General features: G+C 64.3%; 22 protein-coding genes. 11 read left to right on the top strand and 11 right to left on the bottom strand.

Annotated features, from left to right (window positions below):
• The first annotated feature begins 144 nt into the window (after positions 1-144).
• Both I2H38_RS07560 and I2H38_RS07565 read left to right on the top strand, forming a co-directional pair.
• Entirely contained in the window at positions 145-936 is a 792-nt protein-coding gene (locus I2H38_RS07560; RefSeq protein ID WP_196271196.1) for a class II glutamine amidotransferase, read from the top strand.
• Between the two features lie 168 nt (positions 937-1104).
• A complete protein-coding gene (locus I2H38_RS07565) occupies positions 1105-3246 on the top strand; it encodes a transglycosylase domain-containing protein (protein ID WP_196271197.1) in 2142 nt (713 codons plus the stop codon).
• On the opposite strand, the gene I2H38_RS07570 is transcribed toward I2H38_RS07565, so the two are convergent.
• The 4 genes from I2H38_RS07570 to I2H38_RS07585 all read right to left on the bottom strand — a co-directional run bounded on the left by I2H38_RS07570 (position 3232) and on the right by I2H38_RS07585 (position 7071).
• The gene (locus I2H38_RS07570; protein ID WP_196271198.1) at positions 3232-3687 is read right to left on the bottom strand and encodes a hypothetical protein; all 456 of its coding nucleotides are present in this window, start codon (positions 3685-3687) and stop codon (positions 3232-3234) included. The two genes, I2H38_RS07565 and I2H38_RS07570, sit on opposite strands and share 15 nt — an antisense overlap.
• Positions 3688-3708: 21 nt before the next feature.
• Positions 3709-4896: a multidrug effflux MFS transporter gene (locus I2H38_RS07575; RefSeq protein WP_196271199.1), complete on the bottom strand. Its 1188-nt coding sequence runs from the start codon at positions 4894-4896 to the stop codon at positions 3709-3711.
• A 92-nt stretch (positions 4897-4988) separates the two neighbouring features.
• Positions 4989-5732 carry a M48 family metallopeptidase gene (locus I2H38_RS07580; RefSeq protein ID WP_196271200.1) on the bottom strand — a complete coding sequence of 248 codons (744 nt, stop codon included), beginning with the start codon at positions 5730-5732 and terminating at the stop codon, positions 4989-4991.
• A gap of 76 nt (positions 5733-5808) precedes the next feature.
• On the bottom strand, positions 5809-7071 hold the full coding sequence (locus tag I2H38_RS07585; RefSeq protein ID WP_196271201.1) for a polyhydroxyalkanoate depolymerase: 1263 nt from the start codon (positions 7069-7071) through the stop codon (positions 5809-5811).
• 258 nt (positions 7072-7329) lie between these two features.
• Here I2H38_RS07585 and I2H38_RS07590 point away from each other — a divergent pair, with 258 nt between their 5' ends.
• Positions 7330-8715 carry an ActS/PrrB/RegB family redox-sensitive histidine kinase gene (locus I2H38_RS07590; protein WP_196271202.1) on the top strand — a complete coding sequence of 462 codons (1386 nt, stop codon included), beginning with the start codon at positions 7330-7332 and terminating at the stop codon, positions 8713-8715.
• A 56-nt stretch (positions 8716-8771) separates the two neighbouring features.
• On the top strand, positions 8772-9329 hold the full coding sequence (locus tag I2H38_RS07595) for an ActR/PrrA/RegA family redox response regulator transcription factor (RefSeq protein WP_196271203.1): 558 nt from the start codon (positions 8772-8774) through the stop codon (positions 9327-9329).
• 82 nt (positions 9330-9411) lie between these two features.
• Here I2H38_RS07595 and I2H38_RS07600 read toward each other — a convergent pair whose 3' ends face one another.
• The 4 genes from I2H38_RS07600 to I2H38_RS07615 all read right to left on the bottom strand — a co-directional run bounded on the left by I2H38_RS07600 (position 9412) and on the right by I2H38_RS07615 (position 13247).
• Positions 9412-10803: a calcium-binding protein gene (locus I2H38_RS07600; RefSeq protein WP_196271204.1), complete on the bottom strand. Its 1392-nt coding sequence runs from the start codon at positions 10801-10803 to the stop codon at positions 9412-9414.
• Positions 10804-10975: 172 nt separating this feature from the next.
• A complete protein-coding gene (locus tag I2H38_RS07605) occupies positions 10976-11473 on the bottom strand; it encodes an MmcB family DNA repair protein (protein WP_196271357.1) in 498 nt (165 codons plus the stop codon).
• A gap of 111 nt (positions 11474-11584) precedes the next feature.
• A complete protein-coding gene (locus I2H38_RS07610; protein ID WP_196271205.1) occupies positions 11585-12460 on the bottom strand; it encodes an alpha/beta fold hydrolase in 876 nt (291 codons plus the stop codon).
• 232 nt (positions 12461-12692) lie between these two features.
• Entirely contained in the window at positions 12693-13247 is a 555-nt protein-coding gene (locus I2H38_RS07615; RefSeq protein ID WP_196271206.1) for a hypothetical protein, read from the bottom strand.
• 225 nt (positions 13248-13472) lie between these two features.
• On the opposite strand from I2H38_RS07615, the gene I2H38_RS07620 reads away from it, so the two are divergent.
• The 5 genes from I2H38_RS07620 (at position 13473) to I2H38_RS07640 (ending at position 19993) form a co-directional block, all read left to right on the top strand.
• The gene (locus tag I2H38_RS07620; RefSeq protein WP_196271207.1) at positions 13473-16007 is read left to right on the top strand and encodes an ABC transporter ATP-binding protein; all 2535 of its coding nucleotides are present in this window, start codon (positions 13473-13475) and stop codon (positions 16005-16007) included.
• Between the two features lie 97 nt (positions 16008-16104).
• Positions 16105-17007, top strand: coding sequence for an MBL fold metallo-hydrolase (locus I2H38_RS07625; protein ID WP_196271208.1), 903 nt, complete (start codon positions 16105-16107; stop codon positions 17005-17007).
• Positions 17008-17026: 19 nt separating this feature from the next.
• The gene (locus I2H38_RS07630; RefSeq protein ID WP_196271209.1) at positions 17027-18034 is read left to right on the top strand and encodes an NAD-dependent epimerase; all 1008 of its coding nucleotides are present in this window, start codon (positions 17027-17029) and stop codon (positions 18032-18034) included.
• 1 nt (position 18035) lies between these two features.
• Positions 18036-19064: an MraY family glycosyltransferase gene (locus tag I2H38_RS07635; protein ID WP_196271210.1), complete on the top strand. Its 1029-nt coding sequence runs from the start codon at positions 18036-18038 to the stop codon at positions 19062-19064.
• The gene (locus I2H38_RS07640) at positions 19061-19993 is read left to right on the top strand and encodes an NAD-dependent epimerase/dehydratase family protein (RefSeq protein WP_196271211.1); all 933 of its coding nucleotides are present in this window, start codon (positions 19061-19063) and stop codon (positions 19991-19993) included. Before I2H38_RS07635 ends, I2H38_RS07640 begins: the two co-directional genes overlap by 4 nt.
• Here I2H38_RS07640 and I2H38_RS07645 read toward each other — a convergent pair.
• The 3 genes from I2H38_RS07645 to I2H38_RS07655 all read right to left on the bottom strand — a co-directional run bounded on the left by I2H38_RS07645 (position 19935) and on the right by I2H38_RS07655 (position 23767).
• Positions 19935-21890 carry a nucleoside-diphosphate sugar epimerase/dehydratase gene (locus I2H38_RS07645; protein ID WP_196271212.1) on the bottom strand — a complete coding sequence of 652 codons (1956 nt, stop codon included), beginning with the start codon at positions 21888-21890 and terminating at the stop codon, positions 19935-19937. The genes I2H38_RS07640 and I2H38_RS07645 overlap by 59 nt on opposite strands.
• Before the next feature lie 90 nt (positions 21891-21980).
• Positions 21981-22766, bottom strand: a complete 786-nt coding sequence (locus I2H38_RS07650; RefSeq protein WP_196271213.1) for an ABC transporter ATP-binding protein — start codon at positions 22764-22766, stop codon at positions 21981-21983.
• Positions 22763-23767: a FecCD family ABC transporter permease gene (locus I2H38_RS07655; protein WP_196271214.1), complete on the bottom strand. Its 1005-nt coding sequence runs from the start codon at positions 23765-23767 to the stop codon at positions 22763-22765. The genes I2H38_RS07650 and I2H38_RS07655 overlap by 4 nt, the downstream gene beginning before the upstream one ends.
• Before the next feature lie 360 nt (positions 23768-24127).
• Here I2H38_RS07655 and I2H38_RS07660 point away from each other — a divergent pair, with 360 nt between their 5' ends.
• Both I2H38_RS07660 and I2H38_RS07665 read left to right on the top strand, forming a co-directional pair.
• Positions 24128-25282 (top strand): aminotransferase, encoded by a 1155-nt coding sequence (locus I2H38_RS07660; protein WP_196271215.1) that lies wholly within the window; start codon positions 24128-24130, stop codon positions 25280-25282.
• 109 nt (positions 25283-25391) lie between these two features.
• Complete coding sequence (locus tag I2H38_RS07665) at positions 25392-26477, top strand: polyamine ABC transporter substrate-binding protein (RefSeq protein WP_196271216.1); 1086 nt, start codon at positions 25392-25394, stop codon at positions 26475-26477.
• Positions 26478-26479 lie beyond the last annotated feature (2 nt).

Consider the following 26479-nt stretch of genomic DNA (forward strand, 5'->3'; position numbering starts at 1 on the left):
CGGCGTCGTCGTTGATGGTCAAGGTTTAGGGGATGGAGAAAAGGGCCGCAACGGCTTGGCCATTAACCGGCTATTCAGCTTGATGGAAAGATAGTAACAAAAAGTCGTACGAGGGCGCACAAAAGCGCTTTGGGATAAGGACCGATGTGCCGCTTTCTTGCCTATCGGGGAGAGCCGATCTTCCTCGCTGATCTGGTCTGCGCTCCGGCGCATTCGCTGGTCCATCAATCGCTTCATGCCGTTGAAGCCAAGACGGGGACCAACGGCGACGGGTTCGGCATTGGCTGGTATGGCGAGCGAAACGAGCCCGGCCTCTATCGGGAGGTTCGCCCCGCCTGGTCCGACGAGAATTTGCGAAGCCTGTGCGATCAGGTCCGCTCCCGCCTGTTCTTCGCCCATGTGCGCGCGTCCACCGGCACCTCGACCACCCGCTCGAACTGCCACCCATTCACGCATGGGCGGCACCTGTTCATGCATAACGGGCAGATCGGCGGCTATGGCCGCATCAAGCGCCGCCTCGAGGCGCTGATCCCCGATGACCTGTACGACACGCGCGTCGGCACCACGGATTCGGAGGCGATCTTCCTTCTTGCGCTCGCCAACGGCCTCGGCGCGGACCCGGTCGCCGCCATGGCGCGCACCTTGAAGACCGTGCGCTGCCTGATGGACGAGGCGGGGATCGACGAACCGTTCAAGTTCACGGCTGCCTTCACCGACGGCGAAAGCCTTTTCGCTTATCGCTGGTCCTGCGATGCCAAGCCGCCGACCCTCTATTTCCGCGAGGAGCGGGGTGGTCTTCTGGTGGTTTCCGAGCCCATCGACGACAAGGATCGCGGCTGGCGCGAAGTGCCCAAGGGCTGCACCCTCGTCGCACGGGCGGGCGAGGCGGTCCGGGTCGAATGCCTGAACGAGGCGATGAGCCGGCTCGCGGCTTAAAACCGGCCCCGCACATCTGAAAAACGAGGCTCGTGGTGGGGCGGCAGCCGCAATCGCGGCAATTTCCCGTGAAACAAGGTTTAACCGCCCCTTAAACCGCCACAATTACCATGCCTCAGAACATGCCAAGGCTGGACCATACCAGCCGCAGGACAACGGGGTTTTCGAGTGGCGAACGGACGTGATCGGCGCGAGCCGGTCTTCGACGCGCCCGCAGCCGATGCGGGGGGCCAGGATTTTCACCTCTCGCCAGAGGATCGGGCAGGGGGAACCATGTCGCGTCGCCGCCGCACCGATGATGACGATGGCGACAAGCCGATCCGTCGCGCGCCCCGCACCAAGAAGGCGAAGCGCAAGCGCGGCCGCTCGTCGGGCCGCTCCTTTCTGGGCAAGCTGTTTTACGCCGGCGTGGTGCTCTGCCTCTGGGGCGTGATCGCAGTCGGAGGCGTCGTCGCCTATTACGCCGCGCAATTGCCGCCGATCGATCAGCTCACCGTGCCCAAGCGGCCGCCGAATATTGCTATCCTGGCCAGCGACGGCACGCTCCTTGCCAACCGGGGCGAAATGGGCGGGCGCACGGTCTCGATCAAGGAATTGCCGCCCTATCTGCCAAAGGCCTTCGTCGCCATCGAGGATCGGCGCTTCTACGACCATTACGGTATCGACCCGGTCGGCATCGCCCGCGCGGTGTTCCGCAACATCACCCGGCGCGGCGGCGGCATGCAGGGCGGATCGACCCTGACGCAGCAGCTCGCCAAGAACCTGTTCCTGACCCAGGAGCGGACCGCCTCGCGAAAAATCCAGGAAGCGATCTTGGCGCTCTGGCTGGAGCGCAACTACTCCAAGGACCAGATCCTCGAACTCTACCTGAACCGGGTCTATTTCGGCGCCGGCTCCTATGGCATCGAGGCGGCGGCCCAGCGCTATTACGGCAAATCCGCCCGCGCGGTCTCCCTCTCGGAGGCAGCGGTGCTCGCTGGCCTCGTCCAGGCGCCGTCGCGTCTTGCCCCCAACCGCAACCGGGAAGCCGCCCAGGCCCGCGCCGAACTCGTGATCGCGGCCATGAACGAACTCGGCTTCATCACTCCGGGCATGACCAAGACCGCGCTCGGCGCGCCGGCGCAGCCCCTCAAGCCCCAGGGGGCGGGCTCCGTCAACTACGCCGCCGATTACGTGATGGACGTGCTCGATGATTTCGTCGGCACGGTGGAATCCGACATCGTGGTCCAGACCACCATCGAGCCCGCCCTGCAAAGCGCCGCCGAGCGGTCGCTGGTGGACGAGCTCAACGCCAAGGGGCAGAAGTTCAACGTCGGCCAGGGCGCGTTCGTCGCCCTGCAGCCGGACGGCGCGGTCAGGGCGCTCGTCGGCGGCCGGAATTACGAGACGAGCCAGTTCAACCGGGCGACGACCGCCCGCCGCCAACCCGGCTCGTCGTTCAAGCCCTTCGTCTACCTCACCGCCATCGAGCGCGGCCTGACCCCCGACACGGTGCGCGAGGATTCGCCCGTCAACTACAAGGGCTGGCAGCCGGAGAACTACGATCGCGGCTATCGCGGCCCACTCACCTTGCGCGACGCGCTGGCGCTCTCTCTCAACACCATCGCGGTCAAGCTCAACCTGGAGGTCGGCCCGAAGGCGGTGGTACAGACCGCACAACGACTCGGCATCTCCTCGCCCCTCCAGGCCGTTCCGGCGCTCGCGCTTGGCACCTCTGAGGTGACGCCGCTCGAATTGGTCGCGGCCTACGCCGCCTTTGCCAATGGCGGCACCGGGGTCATTCCCTACGTCATCGAGCAGGTGAAGGGCACGGACGGCAAGGTCGTCTACAAGCGCTCAAACGCCGGCGGCTTGGGACGCGTCATCGATCCGAACGCGGTCGCGATGATGAACGAGATGATGCACAACACCTTTGTCATCGGCACGGCGAAGAAGGCTCAGATCCCCGGTTGGATCATGGCCGGCAAGACCGGAACCACGAACGATTACAAGGATGCCTGGTTCGTCGGCTTCACCGGCAATCTGGTGGCGGGCGTCTGGCTGGGAAATGACGACGGGTCGCTGACCAAGCGCGTCACCGGCGGCAACCTGCCGACCGAAGTCTGGCACGAATTCATGAAGGTGGCGCTGAAGGACAAGCAGCCCGTGCCGCTCCCCGGCAGCGACCGTTTCATGCCGAGGCCTTCCGATGCACCTCTCGCGGGCCTGTTCGGCACCACGGCCCCCCAACCGCCGGAAAGCGGCTGGGTCGCGCCGGCGCAGAAGCCGAGCCGCCAGAAAAACCTGCTGGAGCGTTTATTCGGGCTTTAGCGATTTCCGCCGGAAGACGAAAAGCTGGGCCAGCAGGAAGTAGAAAAAGGCGATCCCGCCCCCCACGACGATGCCTGTCGCTCCGAGGCAGGCCGAGATGATGGCGAAATCGGAGAGATTGGCTTTCGAGGTGTCGCCAAGAAGGTTGATCGCCCCCGTCGCCGCGATGGTGATGGCAAGGGCGGCGATTGGAAAGATCGCTCCCACGACCGTGCCAGCGACCAGATAAGGGGTCGGATTGCCCCCCGCGCGACGCGCGACGACGGGGAGCACAAGGAGCGTCACCAAGGCCGCCCATATCAAAAGTTCCGGCCAGCTGGTGGACAGGATCCCGAGGCCGAAAGCCGGGATCAGGATGCCGAATCCGAGCGTGCTGACGGTAATGACCGCGAAGATGAACACCGGAACGAGTACACCGCCGAGCAGCAACGCGCGCCACATGAGAAAGCCCCCCAACGACATCTAACCCTGCCGCGCCCGCTCGGTGCCCAAGAAGACGGCGAGCGCCAGAACGCCTGTCCCCGCAATCGCCAGCGGCAGGGGCAGGGCGGAGGCGCCGAGGTTTTGGCCAAGCACGATGCCGAGGATGGCGGCCGCCGTCATCTGGCAGATGCCGAGAAGCGATGAGGCCGCTCCCGCCCGATCCGGGAACGGCATCAGCGCGGACGCCATGGATTGCGGCATGGTGAGGCCGACACCGAGCGCGTAGATCGCCATCGGCCCCGTGATCGCCAAGGAGGAGGTTGCGCCCGAGGCCACGAGCACCACCATCGTCATCCCGCCGAGCGCGAGGCTGATGGTTCCGAGTTTGATCGTGCCGTCGAGCCCGCGCCGCCCGACGATGCGCTGCGCCAGCGACGTTCCGGCGATGTAACCGACCACCATGAAGGCGAAGGAGAAGGCATAAGGGAGCTGGTCCAGGCCGTAGAGGCCTTGGAGCACGAAGGACGAGCCGGAAATGAAGGCGAAAAGCCCGCCATAGGCGAGCGTCGAGAGGAGCACGTAGACCCGGTAACCGCGATGCTTCATGAGCGTGCGAAACCCTTTGAGGATCGCGAGAAACGACAGGGGCAGGTCCGACTTCGCGCGGATCGACTCGGGCAGGCGCCAGGCGACGATTGCGGCGAGCGCTGCACCGCTGAGGATCGTCACGATGAAGTTCATGCGCCACCCGCCCGCCTGCGCGACAAGGCCGCCGAAGACGGGAGCGACCGCCGGAACGACACCCATGATCGATCCCATGCGCGACAATTCCTTACCCGCGCGCGTACCGTCATAGAGGTCTCTGACAACGGCGCGGGCGAGCACGACGGGGCCGGATGCTCCGAAGGCCTGCACGAAGCGCGCCAGGGTCAGAGCCTCGATGGTGGGCGCGAGCGCGCAGACCATGCTCGCCAGCGTGAAGAGCCCGAGGCCGAACAGCAGCACCGGCTTGCGGCCGACCCGGTCGGAAACGGGGCCATAGACGAATTGCCCCGCCGCGAACCCCAGCAGGAAAGTGGAGAGGGTGAGCTGGGTCTGGCCGGTACTGGCCTTCAGTTCCGCCGCGATGACCGGCAGGGAGGGCAGATACATGTCCGTCGAGAGCGGACCCATCGCGGTCAGCAGCGCCAGGACGACAGTAAGAGCGAGAGTGTCGGGCTTGAGCATGGAACAATGCAACAGGAAAGAACTCTTCCGGCCTAAGCCGAAAAGCCCGCGCTGTCACGCCTTCATGCGTTTTTGACGGATGGAGGCAGCCCTCATCCGAATCGGTGCAGGGCGCTGCCGTAGGTCTTCAGCCAGGCCTCGGCCTCGTCCGTGCGGGGGCAGAGCTGGTAGGTCAGCTTCCAGAAGCGCTGGGAATGGTTGAGCTCGCGCAAATGCGCCACTTCGTGAGCGGCAAGATAATCGAGCACGAAGGGCGGAGCCATGATGAGGCGCCAGGAGAAGTTCAGCGCCCCGTTGGCCGAGCAGGAGCCCCAGCGGCTCTTGGTGTCTCGGACGGTGATGCGCCGCGCCGGCACGCCGAGCGCGGCGGTGTGGCGCTTGACCGCCTCGGAGAAATCACGCCGGGCCTCGCCTTGAAGGAAGTCCTGCACGCGGCGGGTGACATGGGCCGGATCGCCCGTGACCGCGATGATCGGCTCGCCCGCGCTGCCCGTGGTTGCCCGGGTGATGCCGCGAATACTCGACCAATGGACGACCTTGTGCGGCACGCCGCGTAAAGGGACGAGCGAACCCGGCTCGAACAGCACCCGTTTGGGCACCTTGGCGAGCCGCGTCGCAATCCAGTTGCTGTGACTGTCAGCGAAGCGCTGCGCAAGGCCGATATCGGTGCGCTCGGGGATGGTGAGCACCACTTCGCCCGTGGCGTTCGACACGCGAAGGGTGATGCGTTTGGCCGTGGGCCGGCGTTTCAAGGCGACCTTGAAGGTCTGGCCTTGATGGGAAACCCTGAGGTGAGGGGGGTCCGCAGGAACGCGGCGGAACAGGGCGGATCTCATATCCGCAATCTGCCCCGCCGATGGGTCTTTGTCAGCGCAGCCGTTTGCCGCTGCTAAGAATGGCTTTTGCGCAGGGTTATGATCTTGACGGCTTCTTTCGGGCCGGCTCTCGCTCGTGCGTCTGAGTGAATTCAACGATTCGAGGAGCAATTTCAGCCCGGAACCGAGAGCCGTTGAAGACGCCATAATGGCCGACCCCGTCTTGCAGGTGGTAGAGCTTCTTGTCCGATGACAGGTTCGGCGTGAGTTCCAGCGCCGCCAGGGTCTGGCCGACGCCCGAAATGTCGTCGCGCTCGCCCTCGATCGCCATGATGGCGCAGCGGCGGATCGCCATGAGATCCACCGGCTTGTCCCGGTGCATCATCTCGCCCTTGGGCAATTCGTGCCGCACGAAGACCTTGTCGACCGTCTGAAGGTAGAACTCGGCGGTCAGGTCCATGACGGCCATATACTCGTCATAGAAGTCCCGGTGCTTCTCGGCCGAATCGCCGTCGCCGTCGACGAGATGATTGAACATCTCCCAATGAGCGCTCACATGTCGGTCGAGATTCATAGCCATGAAGCCGGAGAGCTGCAGGAAGCCTGGATAGACGCTGCGCCAGAAACCCGGATGGGCCGGGGGCACCTTGCTGACGCAATGCTGGCGGAACCATTCGATTCCGCGCTCTTCGGCGAGCTGGTTGACCGCCGTCGGCGAGCGCCGGGTGTCGATGGGGCCGCCCATGAGAATCATCGAGCGCGGCGTGCAGGGGTCGTCCTCGGCCTCCATGCGGGCAATCGCGGCGATCACCGGCACGGCCGGCTGGCACACCGCCATCACATGCAGATCCGGCCCGAAGGAACGGAACATGGCGATCATGTAGTCGATGTAATCGTCGAGATCGAAGGAGCCTTCCGCCAGTGGCACCATGCGGGCATCCGTCCAATCGGTGATCATGACCTGATGGGTCGGAAGAAACGTCTCGACAGTGCCGCGCAACAGGGTGGCGTAGTGGCCGGACATGGGGGCGACGATCAGAAGCTTCGGCTGCGCCTTGGCGCGCGGGTGGTCCCGGTCGAAGGAAATGACCTCGCAGAAGGGCCGCTCCCAGACGATCCGCTCGGTGACAGGGACTGCCTCGCCGTCGATCACGGTGGTGGGAAGGCCGAATTCTGGTTTGCCGTAGCGCCGGGTGGTTCGCTCGAACAGCTCACACGCCGCCGTTACGGTCCGACCGTAAGGGGTGTTGGTAAACGGGTTGCCCGGACTTTCGAATAACGTTTTCGTGACATCGGTGGCCGCGCGGGCGGGGCCCAAAAGCCAATGCGCGGTCTCGTACCAATAATAGGATAAGTTCATCGTCATCCCCAGGGGCTGGGTACCCTGTTGTCCCCGCAAAGCGAGTTGGGTTTATCCTCAACCACAGCGTCAAGATGAGAGTTCCCGGATTTAATTGCAATGCCGTTAAGGACGCACCCTGATTCCGTACCCTTCTTCTCCTGAGAATTGGGTGATTTGCTGGGCTTTTGATCCCGATATGGGAAAAAGGGCTGAAAAAATCGTCGATCTGCACGGACTTTCTTGGCGAATCAACGAATGACCCTATCCTTGTGAATAATGGTTGATATGGAACGGACGCGCCTGTCCCACGACGCTCGGCACCTGCGGCTCGACACCCTGGTCCGGTTGCGCTGGATCGCGATTGCCGGTCAATCGGTCGCCGTGGCAGGGGTGCGGTTCGGTCTGGGTTTCCACCTCCCGTTCGGCTTTTGCTTCCTGGTGATCGCAGCCTCGATCTGGGTCAATCTGATCCTGCGCATCCGTTACCCGGCCAGTTACCGGCTCCGCGACAACGCCGCGACGGCCCTTCTCGCCTTCGACATCCTGCAGCTCGCGGCCCTGCTCTACCTGACCGGTGGCCTCACGAACCCGTTTTCGCTGCTGTTTCTCGTGCCCGTCCTGATCTCGGCCGCCTCCCTGACGCCGGAACGGACCCTCGGATTGGGGCTTCTCGCGGTCGGCGCCGCGACCCTGCTCGTGCTCGCGCACCGGCCGTTGCCCTGGTTTCCCGGCCAGAGCCTGAGCCTGCCCTTTCTCTATGTCACCGGAATCTGGACGGCGATCCTGCTCGGCATCGTCTTCACCGGCATCTATGCCTGGCGCGTGGCCGAGGAAGCGCGCCAGCTTGCTCAAGCGCTTGCGGCGACCGAACTGGTGCTCGCCCGCGAGCAGCACCTGTCCCAGCTCGACGGTCTGGCGGCGGCGGCGGCCCACGAACTCGGCACGCCGCTCGCCACCATCGCCCTCGTCGCGAAGGAGCTCGACCATGCGATGCCCCAGGAGGGCCCCATCGCGGAGGATTTGAAGCTTTTGCGCGAGCAGGTCGAGCGTTGCCGGACGATCCTGACCAAGCTGACCTCCATGGATCAGGATCAGGCCGGTTTTCTGGAGACGATTTCGCTCAGCCAGCTGGTCGAGGAGATCGTCGCGCCGCATCGTCCCCTTGGCCTCCCCATCGATGTCGTCTGCCAGGGCGAGGGACGCGAGCCGCTCGCGCGCAGAAGCCCCGGCGTGGTCTACGGATTGTCCAACATTCTCGACAACGCCGCCGATTTCGCCCGGAGCCGCGTCACGATTACGGCGGCATGGACGCCGCTGGAGGTCTCGATCACGATCAGCGATGACGGGCCGGGCTATGCGCCCGACATCCTGCTGCGCGTCGGCGAGCCCTATGTCACGACGCGAAACGCCGCGAAGCGATCCGAGCTGGGCGAGGAATTCGGCGGGTCGGGTTTAGGGCTGGGGCTGTTCATTGCCAAGACCCTGCTCGAACGCTCCGGAGCGCAATTGACCCTCACGAACGCGGTTCCGCCCGCTTCCGGGGCCGTCGCACGGATCGTTTGGCCGCGTCATGCGTTTGACCAGGGTGCGGCAATATCGCCGCAGGGAGTTTCTGAAGCGGCTCTCGAAGACGAGGGGAAGAATTCCCATATGAGTGAGTGAGCTTTCCAGGCTCACTTCGCGCAAGGAGTCTTCTCAGGATGCAGGGAGATGTTCTGATGGCCGACGCGCCCGTTGCGTTTGAGGACCGTGTCGACAAGAGCCTCTTGATCGTGGACGACGACCGGCCGTTTTCCACCCGTCTTGCTCGCGCGATGGAAATGCGCGGCTATCAGGTCCGCGTCGCGGAGAGCGTGGCCGATGGATTGGCCGCGATCGAATCGGACGCCCCCGCCTTTGCCGTCATCGACATGCGGCTTGGCGACGGCAACGGGCTCGACGTGATCGAGCGATTGAAGAACCGGCGCCCCGATGCGCGCGGCGTTATTCTCACCGGCTACGGCAACATCGCCACCGCCGTGACCGCCGTGAAGATGGGTGCGTTCGACTATCTCGCCAAACCGGCCGATGCGGACGAGATCCACTCGGCGCTGATGGCCCAACCCGGTGAGCGGGCGACCCCGCCGGAAAACCCGATGTCCGCCGACCGGGTGCGTTGGGAGCATATCCAACGGGTTTACGAACTCTGCGGCCGCAACGTCTCGGAGACGGCGCGTCGCCTCAACATGCACCGCCGTACGCTGCAGCGGATCTTGGCGAAGCGCGCGCCGCGCTAGGGCGATCTCAATATGGCCCGGAAATGAAAAGGCCGACCTCGTTTCGGAGGCCGGCCGATCGTTTGGCAGGGTATGTCGCTGCTTAGAGATAGAAATCGGTCGCCATCAACATGGCAGCCTTCATGGCGGTGAGAGTGATTTTGCCCTCCGACGGCAAGAGAATTTCCGCACTGCCAGCGGCATTGTCGCGAATCGTCAGCGCAGCAAAATCCTTGAGGTGGAAGCTGGTCAGGTCGATCTTGTCGCCTTGGCTGCGCGAGAAGTCACCGATTGTGTCGAAACCATCTCCTGCGGCGAAGACGAATCGATCAGCGCCGCCTCCACCGAAGATCAGGTCGTTGCCCGCGCCACCGTGGATCGTGTCGTTCCCACCGACGACCAAATTACCCTGGACGCCTAGGAAATCGCCGTAGATTTCGTCATTACCGGCACCACCGAATATCAGATCGTTGCCGCCCCGTGCATTTCCGGATGCATCGCGAGCATCTCCAAAGATTTGCTCATTGCCAAAGCTGCCATAGATGGTGTCGTTTCCGCCAACGGTATTGCCCGACATCGTCCCCGCATCGCCGGCCGGGCCGCCAGAGACAGCGCCAATCAGCGTGGTGCCAGCCTTGGCGTAGATCACGTCGTTGCCGCCTTGGGCATATCCGGACATGCTGCTGGCGTCGCCATAGGCATTGCCACCGTAAATTACGTCGTCGCCACCGCGCGTGAAATCGCTCATGAATTCTGCGTCGCCGGCGACATGGGCGTTCTGGCTCTCTGTGGCATAGATTAGATCATTGCCGCCAACCGCGTGGCCCAGCATCTTCACGGCATCACCGTAAAGGAACTCCGCTCCGAAATCGTACGAAGTCCCGGAAAAGAGCTTGTCATTGCCGCCGCGGGTATAACCATCCATGAGATACGCATCGCCGCGCAACTGGTCGTTGCCTGCACCACCGTGCAGATAGTCGTCGCCGCCGACGGCCTTGTCATGCATCTGCGTCGCGTCGCCGATCAGGACGTCGTTACCGTTGCCTCCGTACAGCTTGTCGTTGCCGCCACGAGTCGAGTTCCACATGTAGGAGGCATCACCCACAATGATGTCGTCGCCATCCTCGCCGAAGAGCACGTCGGCGCCGCCCTTCGCGTAGTTCTTCATCGTGTAGCCGTCGCCGTAGAGAGCATCGGAACCGGCGCCGCCCTTGAGGACGTCATTCCCGCCTCTGGCGTAACGCAAGAGTGAGAAGGCGTCGCCATAAAGGTAATCCTTGCCGGCTCCGCCATAGAGGTAGTCAGCGCCGCCGATACCGGCTGCAGTGATTGTCAACGCATCGCCGAATAGCTTGTCGTTATCGCCGAGGCCGAACAGCTTGTCGTTGCCGCCGTAGCCAAAGTTCAAAGTACCTGCCGTATCCCCATAAATCGAATCTGGGAGCTCGGTGCCGATTAGAATATCAATGCCGCGTGTGCCAACGATCGTCGCCATGAATGTATCCTTGAAAGGTATATACCGATTTACCTGCTTGCGTCTTTTGCACGAAATATCGTATCAGTAAAGAGATAACGTAGTGTATTGACTCGGATTCATCGTTCTCGATGAGGAATGCGCCGGAATATCTCCAAGAATGCCCTAAGGTTCCGGCTTCCCAGCAAAGACTTCAAAGCCGTCCGTCGAACACCGCGTCGGGATCAGCAAGCGCGTGCAGCGTCATCGCCGCCGCGTGGGCGAAACGTAAGGTCACCGCCTTTCGGCGGGCGCCGGCGAGCGGGTGATGAACCGACTCCCGCAGGATCGCCGCGCCGAAACTGTCGGCGACGATGAGGCCGCGATCCTCCGGCAGGATGTCGAGGGGCAGGCTCTCCGGCACTGCGAAATAGAACCGGTCGCAGAAATCCTGATAATCGGGCCATTTCCGGTCGGCGCGAAAATCGGCGACGCTCGACTTGATCTCGACGATGGTGAGCACGCCATTGGCGGAGAGCGCGATGACATCCGCACGTCGGCCGCTGGCCAGCGTGAATTCGGGAATCGTCACATGGCCGAGCTGCGCGAAGAGACGGCGCACGCCGCGCTGGATGCCGGCCGCTGTCGCCGACTGCCGGCCGTCCGGCGGAAGAAGCGGCTGAGGGTTAAGGATCGTGGATGAATCGGACATGGATTTCAGACTACGCAGCCGCGCGCTGCCTGCAAATGCCATCTTTGTCGCGCTGAAATGAGAGGCCGTCCTTCGACGGCCTCTCGACGTCATCAATGCCGAAGATTGCTTTCAGCGGGCGGCAATCCACCGAAGGAGTTCTGCATCGAACGCCGCGCTCTCCTCCAGTTGTGGGGTGTGGCCGCTTCGGTCGAACACCCTGACCGTCAGGTCCCGGAAGCTCTGCCGATAGGGTTCCCACGCATGGTAAGGCGCGACCAGATAGTCGAACCGGCCAAGCGCGATGAACACCGGAATGTCGAGATCATCGAGACCCTTCGTGACATCGATGTCGCGAAAGACCTCGCCCCATAAGGTGTCGAACATATCCATGTTCACATGGACGCCGCTCCACAACGCGGAAGCATCGAAGGTGTGGTCATACCAGCTTCGCGCGCCCATCCGCACGCAATAGGTGACGAAGCGTGTCTCCGGCGATGCCGCGATCTCCGCGGGCAGCGATTGAAGATCGCTCTCCAGCCTGGCCTTCCGTTCCGGGCAGACCGCCTCCTGCCAATGCTGCTCCGTCATTGCCGCGTGAGCCGGGCTGTGGCTCGGGCCGGTACCGATCAGAACGACATGGGACACGTGCCGCGAATAGCGCTTTGCGTATTCCAACGCCATGTATCCGTGACCGGAATGGCCGATGATGACCATGTCCGTGAGCCCCAGATGCCCCCGAATCCGCTCGATATCGTCGAGAACGATGTCGAGATCGTATTCCGACTTCGCCACATTCTTCGAAGAATGTGCGAACCCGCGATGGTCGACGAAGACCAGTTTCAACGTCTTTCGCAGACCGGCCGAGAAGGTTCTCGGATAGTAGACGGAACTGCCGATCACGAGGGCTGGCTTGCCTTCGCCTTCGATAGAATAGCCCAGCGTAAAAATTCCGGAACGAACCGTTCCGCGCGCGACCACATCCTTGGTCGCCCCAAGCGTAGACATGGGTAGTACCTCAACAAACGATATCTGGCCGAAACAGGCGTTTCGGCACGAAAAGGGCATGACAAAGGGCCCGGCGCTCCGGGTCCAATGCCTGTGATTTTCGTTCCAGGGTAGCGTCGCTAACGTACGAGGGGCACGGATGGTGACCTCTGTTGAGGGGAATCGACGTATTGTTGTTGCAAGACGAGCGATTGGGTTCAAGGCCCCATCCTTCACCCGTCTCCGCGAGAATCTAATGCAGCATCAGATTCTGCGGAGCGAGATCGTCGAGAATCTCGCGCAAGGCCTCCAGATGCGGATCGAAGGCAAGGGCGATCTGAAAGGCCGCGCGGGCCTCGTTGAGATGACCGTGCCGGAGACAGATCTGGCCAAATCCGGAGATGGCGCCGAAATGGCGGGGTTCCAGCTCGAGCGTGCGCTTGATGTCCTCCAGGCTGTCCGCGTCACGCTGCTCGATGGAGGCGAGGGTCGCGCGTTTGTTCCAGGCCTCGGGCCAGTCGGGATAGCGCGCGACGAGCTCGTCGAGCAGCGGGCCAGCCTCGTGGAGCGAACCCGCGCCCATGGCCTCGATGGCCGCCGCCATGATTTCCTCCGCCGCCCGGTCCTCGTGCGACACCCAGAGCGCCCAGATCTGATCCTCGATTTCCTCGGCGGAGCGGCCGGATCGAGGCTGCGACAACTCGCGAAACAGAACCGCCAGCCGGCGCGGCAATCCGGGCGCGGGTCTGCGTGAGGGCAGATCGACGACGAGCTGGAACAACGAATCGAACGGAAGAGATGATGTCATCGGCAATGATCGATCCTCCCTCATCTGCGATCCCAGGAAGGGGAGATAGAGTCGAAGGCCCCGCCGACGAGAGGAAAAGAGGTCGCGGGCTCAACCAAGCGCTCAGCGCGTCGGTGGAGGGCCTTTATCCTTCTGCTCGCACATGCCTTTTCGTGTGAGAGGGGATTCCACTTTTTGCGGATCATGCTCTAACGTCAGCTCGTTTGAACGACCCTGGGAGCTCTCATGGAGCGGGATCCGCTGCGCCTCGCCTGGAAGACGAAACCGCTTCGGCATGTTTTCGGGTTCCTGCTTCTGACGATCGCCGGACTTTTCCTTCTTCTCGGCTTCGATCTCGTCCGCATCGTTGTGGACCGCGCGCTGGCGGGTGGCGAGGTGCTGGAGGCGACCTCGGCTTTCCTGCGCATCGCCATCACTCCCTTCGGAACCGTGCGGGCGGAACCGTTGGTGCTTTTTCCGGGCTTCGCGCTTAATCGCTCGGCTTTCGCGATAGCCTCCATCGGCGGCGTGGTTTTGGTGCCGCTCCTCATCGCCCTCACCCTGACCGTCCTCGACTGGATTGCGGTCGGCATCGGCGCGGCGGTTCTGGCCCGAATTCGGGCGGCCATTCTGGACGCGGTGCTCAAGGCCCCGCCCTCGGCGCAGGACGAGGTCGAAACGATGACCGCCCTCGGCAGCGTCACACTGGCCCGTGAAGGCAGCATTCTCGGGTCCGCGCTGTTCGTCCCGGTCAGGCTGGGCGGCATGGTTGGGCTCGCGGTCGCCTATGTGCTGGCCACCGATTGGCGGCTCGGCGCGGCGCTCACCGTCGTTCTGGCCCTCGGGGGCGTGGTGAATGCCCACCGCCTGGCCTTGCGGGTGAACGCGGTCAAGGCCCGGCACCGGGACGGCGAGACCACCGAAGCGGCTTTGGCCGACCTGCGGCACCGCGTGCCTGCGGTGAGGGCTCATGGAACGGGCCCCTATGAGCGGGACCGGGTGCGCCGGGCTATGGTTTCAGGCCACCGACCCGTCGAAACGCGGGAGCGACGTCTCGCGCTGACCGAATCGCTCGCCGCGACCGTCCTCATGCTCGCGCCCTTGACCGTTCTGGCCCTCGGCGTCTGGCTCACGCCGGACCGTCCGGTGACGGCGGGCGCGTTCGCCGCCAGCATCCTCGCAGCCGGCCTCGCCGCGTTCGGCGTCCGCGAGTTGATCCTGTGGCAGCGTCTCGCCAATCGCGCCCACGCGCTTCTGTCGGACGTCGCCCAGGGCTTGATCGCCCTGCATCCGCACGATCAGCCCAAAACCCCCGCGCCCCTGCCGAAGAGCGGCGCCCTGGTCGCGCAAGGCGTGTCGGCCTATGACCCCGCGACCGGCACCCGGATCACCGGCGTAAACCTCGACCTCGCCTTTCCGTCCCATGTGGCCCTTGTGGGCGACGGGGATTCGGGTCCGCGCGTCTTTGCGGCCCTCATCGGCGGTCAGCTCCAGCCCTCCACCGGGCATCTGGCTTTCGGTGGCGCCGATCTGGCCGCCATCGACCCCATCGAGCGCGTCCACCGCATTGCTCTCGCAGGCGAAACAATCCTGATCCCCGGCACTTTGCGCGAAAATCTCCTCTACGGCGCGGCCGCCCCGGAACAGGACATCGAGCGGCGCCTGTCGGAGGCCATCGCGGTCGCCGGCCTCGACCGGCTGACCCATGCGCGGGGCCTTTCGGGCACCCTCAACCCGAAGCGCGAGCCGGAGATCGCCGCCGCTCTCGTGGAGTCCCGCCGCGCCGTCCAGACGGCCCTCGCGCGCGAGGCGCTCGACCACTTCGTCGACCCCTTCAACGCCGAGCGCTACAATCGCTACGCGACGTTGGGCGAAAACCTTCTGTTCGGGAAGGCGATCGGTGACACCTTCCGGGAGGATCGGCTGTCGGGCCATCCCTTCGTGCGGGCGATCCTGGAAGCCGAGGACCTGACCAAGCCGCTCGCGCGGATCGGCCTGTCGATCGCCACCAGCATGATCGAAATCTTCGCCGAGATCCCCGACGGCCACCCGCTTTTCGAGCGTTTCGGCTTCTTTTCCGCGACCGACCGCACCTATTTCGAGGATCTGGTCGAACGGCGAACCGAAAGACGGCGCGGCGTGCAGACCGGGCGCGACCAGGAGCGCCTGATCGGCCTTGCCTTGCGCTACAACGAGAGCAGACACCGCCTGGGCCTTCTCGACGAGGCCATGGAGGCACGCATTCTGAGCGCGCGCGCGGATTTCACCCGCATGTTGCCGGTCAGCCTCCAGCCCGCCATCGAATTCTATGACCAGAACCGTTTCTGCGCGGCGGCCAGCGTTCAGGACAATGTGCTGTTCGGGCGCATCGCCTCCGATCAGGCGGGGGCCGCCGATGCTGTGCAGAGCGTGATCCGCCGGGTGCTCACCGAGCGCGGCCTCGATGCCGAGGTGTCGCGCATCGGCCTCAACATGCCCATCGACATCCAGGGCAACGATCTCACCTTGAGCGAGATCGCTGCGGTCGATCTGGTGCGCTGCCTTGTGCGGCAGCCGGATATTCTCGTCGTGCAGCGCGCGCTCGACGGCCTGCCGGGTCCCGCCGCCGACAAGCTTGTCGCGAACCTGCGCCGCTCGCGGGTGGGACAGGGCCTGATCCTTGTGACGCCGGAAGTCACCGCGGCGATGGATCAACCGCCTTTCGACACCGTTATTCGTTTCGAACGCGGAGAGCCGGTGGCGGAGAGTCGCGTCCGGGAGCGCGAGGCGGTCCCGGCGTGACAGTTTTTAGCCTTGACCGCCCTCGCAACTCGCGGTCACCTGCCTTGGTGTGCGCTATCGCACATCGAACGGGTGCCAGATTGGCGATGATGCTAAAATGACTAGGCGAGCTGCATCGGTTGACGCGCTCCAGATCAGATTCTGGGGGGTCCGTGGCTCGACCTGTGCGTCAGGCCCGCAATTCGTCGAGTTCGGCGGCCATACTCCGTGTGTCGAGGTGCGGTGCGGCGAGCGCCTTTTCATCCTCGACGCCGGAACCGGGCTCTCCGCCTTGGGGGCCTCACTCGGCGCTGCGGCCCCGGCGAAGGTCGATATTCTTCTCAGTCACCTGCATCTGGACCATGTGAGCGGCCTGCCGTTCTTCAAGCCGGCGCTGCTCGGCAAGGACCGTGTTGTCCGCACGTATTGCGGCAATCTCGACGGTGAAAGCGCCAAGGCCTCGCTCGACCGGCTCTATTCGCCTCCGCTCTTTCCGATCCGCCTCGAACAGCTTCCGACCCGATTCGAGCATCACGGCTTCAAGGCGGGTGAAACCCTGACTTTCGACGATGGCATCAGCGTCGGAACCCATCCTTTGAATCATCCGGGCGGGGCGACCGGTTTCCGTTTCCATCACCGAGGCAGAAGCGTTTGCTACATCAGCGACGTGGAGCATAGCGACCCTTGGCCGGATCAGGGCCTCGCCGCTTTCATCCGCAACGCCGACCTGATGATTTACGACGGCATGTTCTCGGACACGGAATACAGTCATTGCCAGGGCTGGGGTCATTCGACCTGGCAGAAGGGCGTCGAACTCGCCCAGGCCGCCGGGGTGAAGGCCCTGGCGATCTTCCATCTCTATCCCGGCCACGACGACGCGTTCCTGAAAGCCGCCGAGAAGGAGATGCAAGCCGTGATGCCGACAGCCTTCATTGCCCGCGAGCGCCAGGGCATCGCGCTTGCTCCTGCTAGGGAAGCGGTTGCGGATCGGATGCAGGCCGCTAAGGTGCCCGCGATCTAACAGACGCGGGTCTTCTTCAATGTCAGCTCCCATCCTCGTCACGGGCGCGGCCGGTTTCATCGGCTTCCACGTGGCGCAGCGCCTCCTGAAGGCAGGCCACCATGTAGTCGGCGTCGACAGCTTCACGCCTTATTACGACGTGGCGTTGAAAGAGGCCCGCTTCGCCAACCTGACCCCGCACAACACGTTTCTCGGCGAGCGCCTCGATCTCGCCGACGCGCAGGCGACCAAAGACCTGTTCCAGCGCCATCGGTTCAAGCGGGTGATCCACCTCGCGGCACAGCCCGGCGTGCGGTTCGTCGATCCGCAGCCCTATGTGACGTCCAACCTCGTCGCCTTCACCAACATGCTCGAGGCTTGCCGTCATGGCGGCATCGAGCATCTGGTTTATGCCTCGTCGAGCTCGGTCTATGGCGCGAACCGCAAGCTGCCGTTCTCGGAGCACGACGCGGCGGACCACCCGATCAGCCTCTATGCCGCGACGAAAAAGGCGAACGAGATGATGGCGCATTCCTATGCCCATCTCTTCGGCTTGCCCTCCACCGGGCTTCGCTTCTTCACGGTCTATGGCCCCTGGGGACGGCCGGACATGGCGGTCTACACCTTTACCCGCGCCATCGCCGAGGGCCGCGAGATTCAGGTCGCGAACGCGGGCAAGGTCTGGCGCGACTTCACCTATGTGGACGACATCGTGGAAGGCATCGTGCGCCTCGTCGGGAGGGCGGCCTCACCCGATCCGGCCTGGAACGCTGAAAACCCCGATCCGGCGACCAGCGCCGCGCCGCACCGGGTCTACAATATCGGCAACGACAACCCGGAAGAGGTGAACCGCCTCATCGCGCTCATCGAGGATGCGCTCGGCCGAAAAGCGATCCGGGTCGACAAGCCCCTGCCTCCCGGCGACGTGCTGGAAACCCGCGCCGACGTCTCGGATCTGCGCCGCGACGTGGGCTTCGCGCCCTCGATCTCCCTGGAGGAGGGGGTGCGCCGCTTCGTGGCGTGGTACAAGACTTACCACGGCGCCTGACATGATCTCCGCTCACCTTCCGATTCTCATCACTCTGTCTATCGTTCTCATCGCCTCGGCTGCCTTGTCGGCTCTGCTGATCGTCGTCTTGAAGCCGCTGCTGATCCGCTACGCCCTGGCGCGTCCCAACGCGCGCTCCAGCCATAAGGTGCCGACGCCGCAAGGGGGCGGCATCGCAATCATCGTCGCGACCGTGATCGTCTTGATCGCGGTGGCCGCCGCTCTGGGAGCCTCCTCAAGCACTTTTGCGATCCTCGCAACCTCGACGATCGTGCTGGCGTTCGTGGGGGCCATCGACGACATCCGCCCGCTGCCGGCAGGACCGCGCCTTGCGCTTCAGGTCATCGCCGTGGCGGCGGTTGTGCTGACGAGTGACGCGCGCGTTTTCCCCGACGCTATTCCTCTCGGTCTTGAGCGCGCGTTCCTCATCCTGGCCGGGGTCTGGTTCGTGAACCTCGTCAATTTCATGGATGGACTCGACTGGATCACCGTGGCCGAAATGGTGCCGATCACCGCTTTTCTGGCGCTCCTCGGTGTGTTCGGCCCGCTGTCGCCGCTGGCGGCCCTCGCCGCCGCCGCTCTATGCGGCGCGCTTCTCGGCTTCGCGCCTTTCAACAAGCCGGTTGCCCGCCTTTTCATGGGCGATGTCGGCTCGCTCCCCATCGGGTTGCTGGTCGGCTGGCTGCTGCTGCAACTCGCCGGGACCGGTGCGCTGGCGGCGGCGATCCTTTTGCCGCTCTATCACCTGATGGATGCCACCATAACCCTGCTGCGGCGCTTGGCGCGACGCGAGAAAGTGTGGGAGGCCCATCGCAGCCATTTCTACCAGCGGGCCACCGATAACGGCTTCTCGGCCCTGTCGGTGAGCGGGCATGTCTTTGCGCTCAACATCATGCTTGGCGGTCTCGCGGCGGTGACGATCATCTGGCCGTCCGCTCTTGCCCAGGCGGCGAGTCTGGTCGCGGGCGTCGCTCTCGTCAGTCTGCTGCTCAGGCATTTCTCGACACGCCGCCCGGAGGTTTCGCGATGAACGCTCCCCTGATTGCGCTGACCGGTGCGACCGGCTTCATCGGCCGTCATCTGCTCAGCGAGTTGCCGAAGCGCGGCTATCGGGTGCGCGTGCTGCTGCGCCGTCCCTCGGAGGTGCCACCGGGCGCGTCGAGCGCGGTCATCGGCGACATCGCCTCGCCGCAGAACATGTCAGCCGCCTTGCGCGACGTGGATGCGGTGATCCATTCGGCGGGCCTGGCTCATGCCATGTCGGGACGGCCGGAAGACGATTACCGCGCCATCAACACGCAGGGCACCATCGCCTTGGCGCAAGGAGCGGAGCGGGCGGGCGTGAAACGCTTTGTCTTCCTCTCCTCCATCCGCGCCCAGAGCGGACCGACGGCCGCAATCGTCCTGACCGAAGACCAGGAGCCGTGCCCCACCGATGCCTATGGTCGCTCCAAGCTTGAAGCCGAACAGGGATTGAGCGCGCTGTCGATCGACTGGGCGGCTTTGCGGCCGGTGCTCGTCTATGGGCCTGGGGTGAAGGGCAACATGGCGGCGCTGTTGGCGCTCGCGCAGTCGCGCTGGCCTCTGCCCCTCGGCGGGCTCAAAGCTGAGCGCTCGCTGCTCTCGCTCGACAATCTGGCGGCAGCGGTGGACACGGTGCTGAAGGCGCAAGGACCTCTCAGGCGGCCCTTCATCGTGGCCGATCCGGAGCCGGTGACGGTGCCGCAGATCGTGGCCGCCCTTCGCGCCGGTCTCGGGCGTAGTCCGGGGTTGATCCCGGTGCCGTCGCTTTTCTTGAAAGGCGCGGCAGCGCTCACGGGGCGGACGGAAGCCTATGAGCGGCTCGCGGGCTCGCTCGTCGCGAGCCCGAAGGCGTTGAACCAGCTTGGCTGGGAGCCGGTTACCGCGACGCGAGACGCGCTGGCGCAGCTGGCTCGGGAGCTTGCTCGCGGCGCTTGAATTCGGGAATCGCGTCCTCGAACACCCGCTCCGCCGCCTTGCGGTCGCCCGCAGCCAGGGTCTCGACCAGAGTCTCAAGCCAGCGATCGACCTTGGCGCGGTCGGCAAAAACGGGCTTTGCCGCCATCACTCCGTCGATTCCGATTTCGGCGCGCGGCTCCTCGCGAGCGAAGAGGATTTCGTGCAGGCGCTCGCCGGGGCGCGTGCCGGTGACGGAAATCTCGATGTCTTCCCCCGGCTCGAAGCCCGCGAGACGGATCATGCGCTCGGCGAGTTCATAGATGCGCACCGGCTGGCCCATCTTGAGCACATAGACGGACGCGCGCTCATCGTTGTTGGCCCCGTCCGTCTGCAGCCGGCCCTCGTCATCCGCGTGAGAGGCGGAGGTGAGCACCAGATCGGCCGCTTCGCGCATGGTCATGAAATAGCGCACCATGTCGGGATGGGTGACGGTGACCGGCCCGCCGCGCGCGATCTGCGCCTTGAATTTCGGCACCACCGAGCCGACCGAGCCGAGCACGTTGCCGAACCGCACGGCGATGATGCGCGTCGCGCCGTTGCGGCCCATGAATTCCGCGTCGAGCGCCTGCCCGTACATCTCGGCCAGGCGCTTCGTCGCGCCGAGCATGGAGACCGGATCGATGGCCTTGTCGGTCGAAATGATGACGATGGCGCCTGCCCCCGCCTCGACCGCCGCATCGGCCACGTTCACCGAGCCGAACACGTTGGTCTTGATGCCCTCGGTCCAATCCTTCTCGAGATAGGGCACGTGCTTGAGGGCTGCGGCGTGGAACACCACGTCCGGGCGAAATTCGTTCATGACGTCGAAGATGCGGTCGCGGTCGCGCACATCGGCGATGACGCCGTCCACCTTCGTGTCGCTCGCCAGGATGCTCGGATTTTCCAGAATGCCGTGCAGGGACGGCTCGGAGAATTCGACGATGAGGAGGTCACTCGCCCCGAAGGCGACGACACGGTTGCAGATTTCTGAACCGATGGAGCCGCCGCCGCCCGTCACCAGAACGCGCTTGCCGCGGATGAAATGCTCCAGCCGCTGCCGGTCGATCTGCACCGTCGGGCGCAGGAGCAGGTCTTCGATTTCGAGCGGCGCGAGTTCGGCGTCGCGCATGCCTTCCCCTAAGCTCGTGACTCGCACCAGCGGCAGGCCGAGGCGTCGGGCGCGCGCGATCAGCATGTCCGGATGGGCCTCGGGAGCCAGCGCGCTCGGGGTCGCGACGAGGCGGCGGATCGGGGTGCCACGCTCCTGGAAGTCCTGAATGACCTGATCGAGATCGACGAAGGTGCCGAGCACCGGCACGCCGCGGATCGACTGGCCGAGGTCGTCGGCGCGATAGGACAGAACGCCCTTCGGCTGAAGCTTCTTGACGGTCCCGGTCTCGATGGCGCGCAACATCACCTCGATGTCGGTGCCGCGTCCGAGCAGCAGGATCGGGGTGTTGGCGTCCCGCTCCAGCGTATTGCGGGAACGGGCGTATTTTACATACCGGAAGGCCAGGCGCGGACCGCCCAGAAGGAACATCTGGATCAGCCAGTACAGCGCGATCGTGATTTTGCCGAAGAAGAGACTGGAGAGCTGCGTCGAGACCAGGATGTAGTCGATGACGAGCAGCGTCAGGGCCAAAACGCTCGTCGCGCGGAAGATATTGAACAGATCGGGCAGCGAGGCAAAGCGCCACTTCGAGCGATAAAGCTGGAAGAACCAGTAGACCACGCCCGCGAAGGCCACGAAGGGAGGCAGGAAGAGCGGCAGATGGCTGATGCGTTCCTGAAGAAGAGATCCTTCAAAACGCACGAAGAACGTCGCCATGACGGCGACCGCCGTCATCACGAGATCATGGAAGATGATGAGTGTTTTCTTGAAATCCTGGCGATTCATAGGCCCTGCCACCTTGCGAAAGGCGGTATCAGCCGCGCTTTTGCCTTTGTCAATCTGAGGTAGGCTGCGGTCTTGTGCTCCAAGAGCCGGTTATCGGGGCTCCGGCAGCGCGCTTTCCGCGACCACCACGAGGCCGCCTTCCGCATGGGAAACATGGGCGCGGATGCCGAAACTGGCGGCCAGTTGCGCCTCGGTGAACACCTCGGCCGGAGCGGCATGGGCCTGGACCCGGCCCTGGTCGAGAAGCACGATCGCGTCGGCGAAACGGGCCGCGAGCGTCAGGTTGTGCATGACGGCGACCACATTCGCACCGGCCTTGGCGTGGGCTCTCAGGACCTGGAGAACCGTGAGCTCATGGCGCGGGTCGAGCGCGGCGACGGGCTCGTCCACCAGGAGCACGGGAGCCTTCGTCGCCAGCGCCCGGGCCAGGAGCACGCGCGCGCGCTCGCCGCCGGAGAGTTCGGTCGCGGGTCTGTCCTCGAAACCCTTCAGGTCGGCCGCCGCGATGGCATCCGCCACAGCCTCGCGCCCGGCGGCGGACAGAGAATCGGGTTGTTCGCCGTGCGGCAAACGGCCCAGGGCGACGACGTTCGTCACCGGCAGGGGCCAGGCGACGCTGCCGCCCTGCGGCAAATAGGCGATGGTCCGGGCCCGCTCGGACGCGCGCATCCGGACGACGGGTGCGCCGTCGAGCGTGACATGGCCCGCGGCGGGCGCAATCAACCCGGCCAGCGCCCGCAACAAGGTCGTCTTGCCCGCCCCGTTGGGGCCGACGATGACGGTCAGGCGTCCCGGTCCCAGAATCAGATCGACGGCGTCCAGCGCCCGGCGGCGTCCGAGATCGACACAGAGGGATGTTGCGGCAAGGCGCATCATGCGGGGGTCTCCGCAAGCTCGGCCTTTCGCCTCGCGATGACCCAGAGAAAGAACGGCACGCCGAGGAGCGCGGTCAGAACGCCGATCTTGACCTCGACGCTCGATGGAATGAGCCGCACCGCGCAATCGGCAGCGAGCAGAAGGATTGCCCCGATGAGGCCCGCTGGCAGCAATGTCCGCGCGGGGTCGTAGCCGACGAAGGGGCGCACCAGATGCGGGGCGACGAGGCCGACGAAGCCGATGGAGCCCGCGACCGCCACCGACGCCCCCGTACCGACGGCGGCGCCCCCGACGATCAGAAGCCTGAGCAGGGGCATATTCACTCCAAGGCTCCTGGCCGTCTCCTCCCCCAGTGCCAGGGCCCGCAGGCCGGACGAGGCGGAGAGGATCATCAAGGACGCAACGACAATGAAGGGGAGCGCCAGAACGACATGGGTGCTGGACCGGTCCTCGAAGGAGCCGAGAAGCCAGAACACGATCTCGGTCACGGCGAACGGGTTGGGCGAGAGGCTGATGGCAAGCGCCGTGCCCGCGCCCGCAAGGCTTCCGACCGCAAGCCCGGCGAGAACCAGCACCACGACCGTCGCGTTGCGGCCCGCGACCGTCACCACGAGCGCAATGGAAAGAAGCGCGCCGATGATGGCGGCGATCGGCAACACCCAGGACAAGGCCCCGACCACGCCGAAATAGAGCACGATCACCGCTCCCAAAGCGGCAGCCTGGGGCGCGCCGAACACGGCCGTGTCGGCGAGTGGATTGCGCAAAAGCCCCTGCAAACTCGCCCCCGTGAGCCCGAAGATCCAGCCGACCATGAGCGCGAGCAGAGTGCGCGGCAGGCGGATTTCGCGCACGACGATGCTCGCCGAGCCCTGATCCGAGACAAGCGCCTTCGCCGCCATCAAGGGCGAAATCGGGGCGGGGCCGATGGCGAGCGACGCGATGGCGAGCATCGCGAGCAGGGCCGCCAGGCCGAGGTTCAAAGGCGAGGGTGTACGGGACATGCGCCGGATAGGTTGCTTCCGCCTCCGCGATAGCAAGTGTGGGGGCGGGAGTCACCTTTGGCCATCGCTAGCGCCCGCACTTCACCCCCTGTCGCAACGCTCCCTTCTTCGTCATTCCGGGGCGCCGCAGGCGAGCCCGGAACCCATAGCCGCTGGCGGGGCAGGACGAGGTATCCGCTCCCGCTTGGCATTCTCCGGAACCGTCAGTGTTTATAGGTTCCGGGCTCTCGCTGCCGCTCGCCCCGGAATGACGGCGGAGGGCTCGGCCGTGACGAAGCGTGAGAATGTCGGTTCGATCTTGTCCGTCTTCCGTGCTACGAACCGGGTCAACCAAACGCCATCGCCAGACCGGAGCGCGGCATGAACCCGATCTTCGCCAACATCCCCACCACCATCTTCGAGGTGATGTCGGGGCTTGCCCGGGAGACCGGCGCGGTCAATCTCGGCCAAGGTTTTCCCGACGATCCCGGCCCCGAGGACGTCCGGCGAAAAGCCGCTGATGCGGTGCTCAACGGCTACAACCAATATCCGCCCATGATGGGGTTGCCGGAGCTGCGCGGGGCCATCGCCGCCCATTACAAGCGCTGGCAGGGCGTCGATCTCGACCCGACGAGCGAAGTCATGGTGACGTCGGGCGCGACGGAGGCGCTCGCCGGAGCGATCCTCGCCCTGGTCGAGCCCGGCGACGAGGTGGTGCTGTTCGAGCCCATGTATGACGCCTATCTGCCGCTGGTGCGGCTGGCGGGAGGCATTCCGAAATTCGTGACGCTCCAGCCGCCGCATTTCCGGCTGACGGAGGAGGCACTCGCCAAGGCGTTTTCGCCCAAGACCAAGGCGGTTCTGTTCAACAACCCGCTCAACCCCACGGCGACGATCTTTTCGCCCGAGGATCTTGCTCTGCTTGCGGATTTCTGCCGCCGCTACGACGCCATCGTCATCTCGGACGAGGTGTGGGAGCATGTGGTTTTCGACGGACGCCGCCATCAGACCGTGCTCGGTCTTCCGGGCATGCGCGACCGCTCGGTGAAGATCGGCTCGGCGGGCAAGATTTTCAGCCTCACCGGCTGGAAGGTTGGCTTCGTCTGCGCCGCGCCGCATCTGATGAAAGTGCTGGCGAAGGCCCACCAATTCCTCACCTTCACCACCGCTCCCAACCTCCAGACCGCCGTGGCCTACGGCTTGGGGAAGGACGACGGTTATTTCGAGACCATGCGGCGCGATTTCACCCGCAGCCGAGACCGCTTCACGGCGGGGCTCAAGACCCTGGGTTTCGACGTCATCCCCAGCCAGGGCACTTACTTTCTCAACATCGACATCGCGCCTTTGGGTGAGACGGATGATGTCGCCTTCTGCCGCCGCCTCGTGACGGATTTCGGCGTCGCGGCGATCCCGGTTTCGGCCTTTTATGCGGAAGGCGCGGTGAAGAACGTGGTGCGTTTCTGCTTCGCCAAGAAGGACGAGACCCTGGACGCCGGGCTCGAGCGGCTGGCGAAAGTGGCCAAAAAGGCAGCCTGAGCAAAAACCCCTTGGGGAGCACCGTTTTGCGCCCCTCTTCAACATTGTTTCTTTTCGCGGAACCTCTTAGCCTCTCGAGGTCTCTAACCCCTTGGGAGTTCCGCTTGCGATGATCCGCACTCTCGTATCAGCCATCCTCAGCCTTGGCCTCGTGACCGCCGCGTCCGCTCAGCAGCGTACCGTCAACGTCTATAACTGGTCCGATTACGTGGACCCCAAGGCGCTGGACGAGTTTACGAAGACGACCGGCATCAAGGTCGTCTACGACACCTATGACAACAATGAGATCGTCGAGACGAAACTGCTCGCAGGCAAGTCGGGCTACGACATCGTTGTCCCCTCAGGACCGTTCCTGCAGCGCCTGATCGGCGCCAAGATCTTCCAGAAGCTCGACAAGGCGAAGCTGCCGAACCTCTCCAACCAATGGCCGGAGATCACGCAGCGCCTGTCCGTGTTCGATCCGGGCAACCAATACGCCGTCAACTATATGTGGGGCACCACGGGCATCGGCATCAACGCCAAGAAGGTCAAGGCGATCCTCGGCGACATGCCGCTCAACACCTGGGATCTGGTGCTCAAGCCCGAGATTTCCTCGAAACTGAAGGCCTGCGGCATCTACATGCTCGATTCGCCGGAAGATCTCTTCCCCGGCGTGCTCGCCTACCTCGGAATCAACCCGGATTCGAAGCGGACCGAGGATCTGAACCGGGCCGGCGACGCCCTGTTTCGCATTCGCGGCAATATCCAGAAGTATCATTCGTCCGAGTACATCAACGCGCTCGCCAACGGCGATATCTGCGTGGCGGTGGGCTACTCGGGCGACATGATCCAGGCCATGAAGCGCGCCGAGGAAGCCAAGAACGGCGTCGAGGTCTCCTACATCATCCCGCGTGAAGGCGCGCTGATGTGGTTCGACAGCTTCGCCATCCCGACCGACGCGAAGAACGTGGCCGAGGCGCATGAATTCATCAATTTCATGATGCGCCCCGAAATTGCCGCCATGAACACGAATTTTGTCTCCTACGCGTCGGGCAACCTTGCCGCGAAGCAGTTCGTGAAGCCCGAAATCCTCAAGGATCCGGGCATCTACCCGGACGACGCGACGTTCAAGCGGCTGTTCACCAACACCGCCTATGACGAGCGCGCACAACGGACCGTCACCCGGTTGTGGACGCGGGTGAAGACCGGCCGTTAATC

The organism is Microvirga alba (genome assembly GCF_015694465.1).
Classification (GTDB): Bacteria; Pseudomonadota; Alphaproteobacteria; order Rhizobiales; family Beijerinckiaceae; genus Microvirga; species Microvirga alba.

Coding starts and splice junctions, on each gene's coding strand:
- I2H38_RS07560 (WP_196271196.1), top strand. CDS start 145: ATGTGCCGCTTTCTTGCCTATCGGGGAGAGCCGATCTTCCTCGCTGAT.
- I2H38_RS07570 (WP_196271198.1), bottom strand. CDS start 3,687: ATGTGGCGCGCGTTGCTGCTCGGCGGTGTACTCGTTCCGGTGTTCATC.
- I2H38_RS07575 (WP_196271199.1), bottom strand. CDS start 4,896: ATGCTCAAGCCCGACACTCTCGCTCTTACTGTCGTCCTGGCGCTGCTG.
- I2H38_RS07580 (WP_196271200.1), bottom strand. CDS start 5,732: ATGAGATCCGCCCTGTTCCGCCGCGTTCCTGCGGACCCCCCTCACCTC.
- I2H38_RS07585 (WP_196271201.1), bottom strand. CDS start 7,071: ATGAACTTATCCTATTATTGGTACGAGACCGCGCATTGGCTTTTGGGC.
- I2H38_RS07590 (WP_196271202.1), top strand. CDS start 7,330: ATGGTTGATATGGAACGGACGCGCCTGTCCCACGACGCTCGGCACCTG.
- I2H38_RS07595 (WP_196271203.1), top strand. CDS start 8,772: ATGGCCGACGCGCCCGTTGCGTTTGAGGACCGTGTCGACAAGAGCCTC.
- I2H38_RS07600 (WP_196271204.1), bottom strand. CDS start 10,803: ATGGCGACGATCGTTGGCACACGCGGCATTGATATTCTAATCGGCACC.
- I2H38_RS07605 (WP_196271357.1), bottom strand. CDS start 11,473: ATGTCCGATTCATCCACGATCCTTAACCCTCAGCCGCTTCTTCCGCCG.
- I2H38_RS07610 (WP_196271205.1), bottom strand. CDS start 12,460: ATGTCTACGCTTGGGGCGACCAAGGATGTGGTCGCGCGCGGAACGGTT.
- I2H38_RS07615 (WP_196271206.1), bottom strand. CDS start 13,247: ATGACATCATCTCTTCCGTTCGATTCGTTGTTCCAGCTCGTCGTCGAT.
- I2H38_RS07620 (WP_196271207.1), top strand. CDS start 13,473: ATGGAGCGGGATCCGCTGCGCCTCGCCTGGAAGACGAAACCGCTTCGG.
- I2H38_RS07625 (WP_196271208.1), top strand. CDS start 16,105: ATGACTAGGCGAGCTGCATCGGTTGACGCGCTCCAGATCAGATTCTGG.
- I2H38_RS07630 (WP_196271209.1), top strand. CDS start 17,027: ATGTCAGCTCCCATCCTCGTCACGGGCGCGGCCGGTTTCATCGGCTTC.
- I2H38_RS07635 (WP_196271210.1), top strand. CDS start 18,036: ATGATCTCCGCTCACCTTCCGATTCTCATCACTCTGTCTATCGTTCTC.
- I2H38_RS07640 (WP_196271211.1), top strand. CDS start 19,061: ATGAACGCTCCCCTGATTGCGCTGACCGGTGCGACCGGCTTCATCGGC.
- I2H38_RS07645 (WP_196271212.1), bottom strand. CDS start 21,890: ATGAATCGCCAGGATTTCAAGAAAACACTCATCATCTTCCATGATCTC.
- I2H38_RS07650 (WP_196271213.1), bottom strand. CDS start 22,766: ATGATGCGCCTTGCCGCAACATCCCTCTGTGTCGATCTCGGACGCCGC.
- I2H38_RS07655 (WP_196271214.1), bottom strand. CDS start 23,767: ATGTCCCGTACACCCTCGCCTTTGAACCTCGGCCTGGCGGCCCTGCTC.
- I2H38_RS07660 (WP_196271215.1), top strand. CDS start 24,128: ATGAACCCGATCTTCGCCAACATCCCCACCACCATCTTCGAGGTGATG.
- I2H38_RS07665 (WP_196271216.1), top strand. CDS start 25,392: ATGATCCGCACTCTCGTATCAGCCATCCTCAGCCTTGGCCTCGTGACC.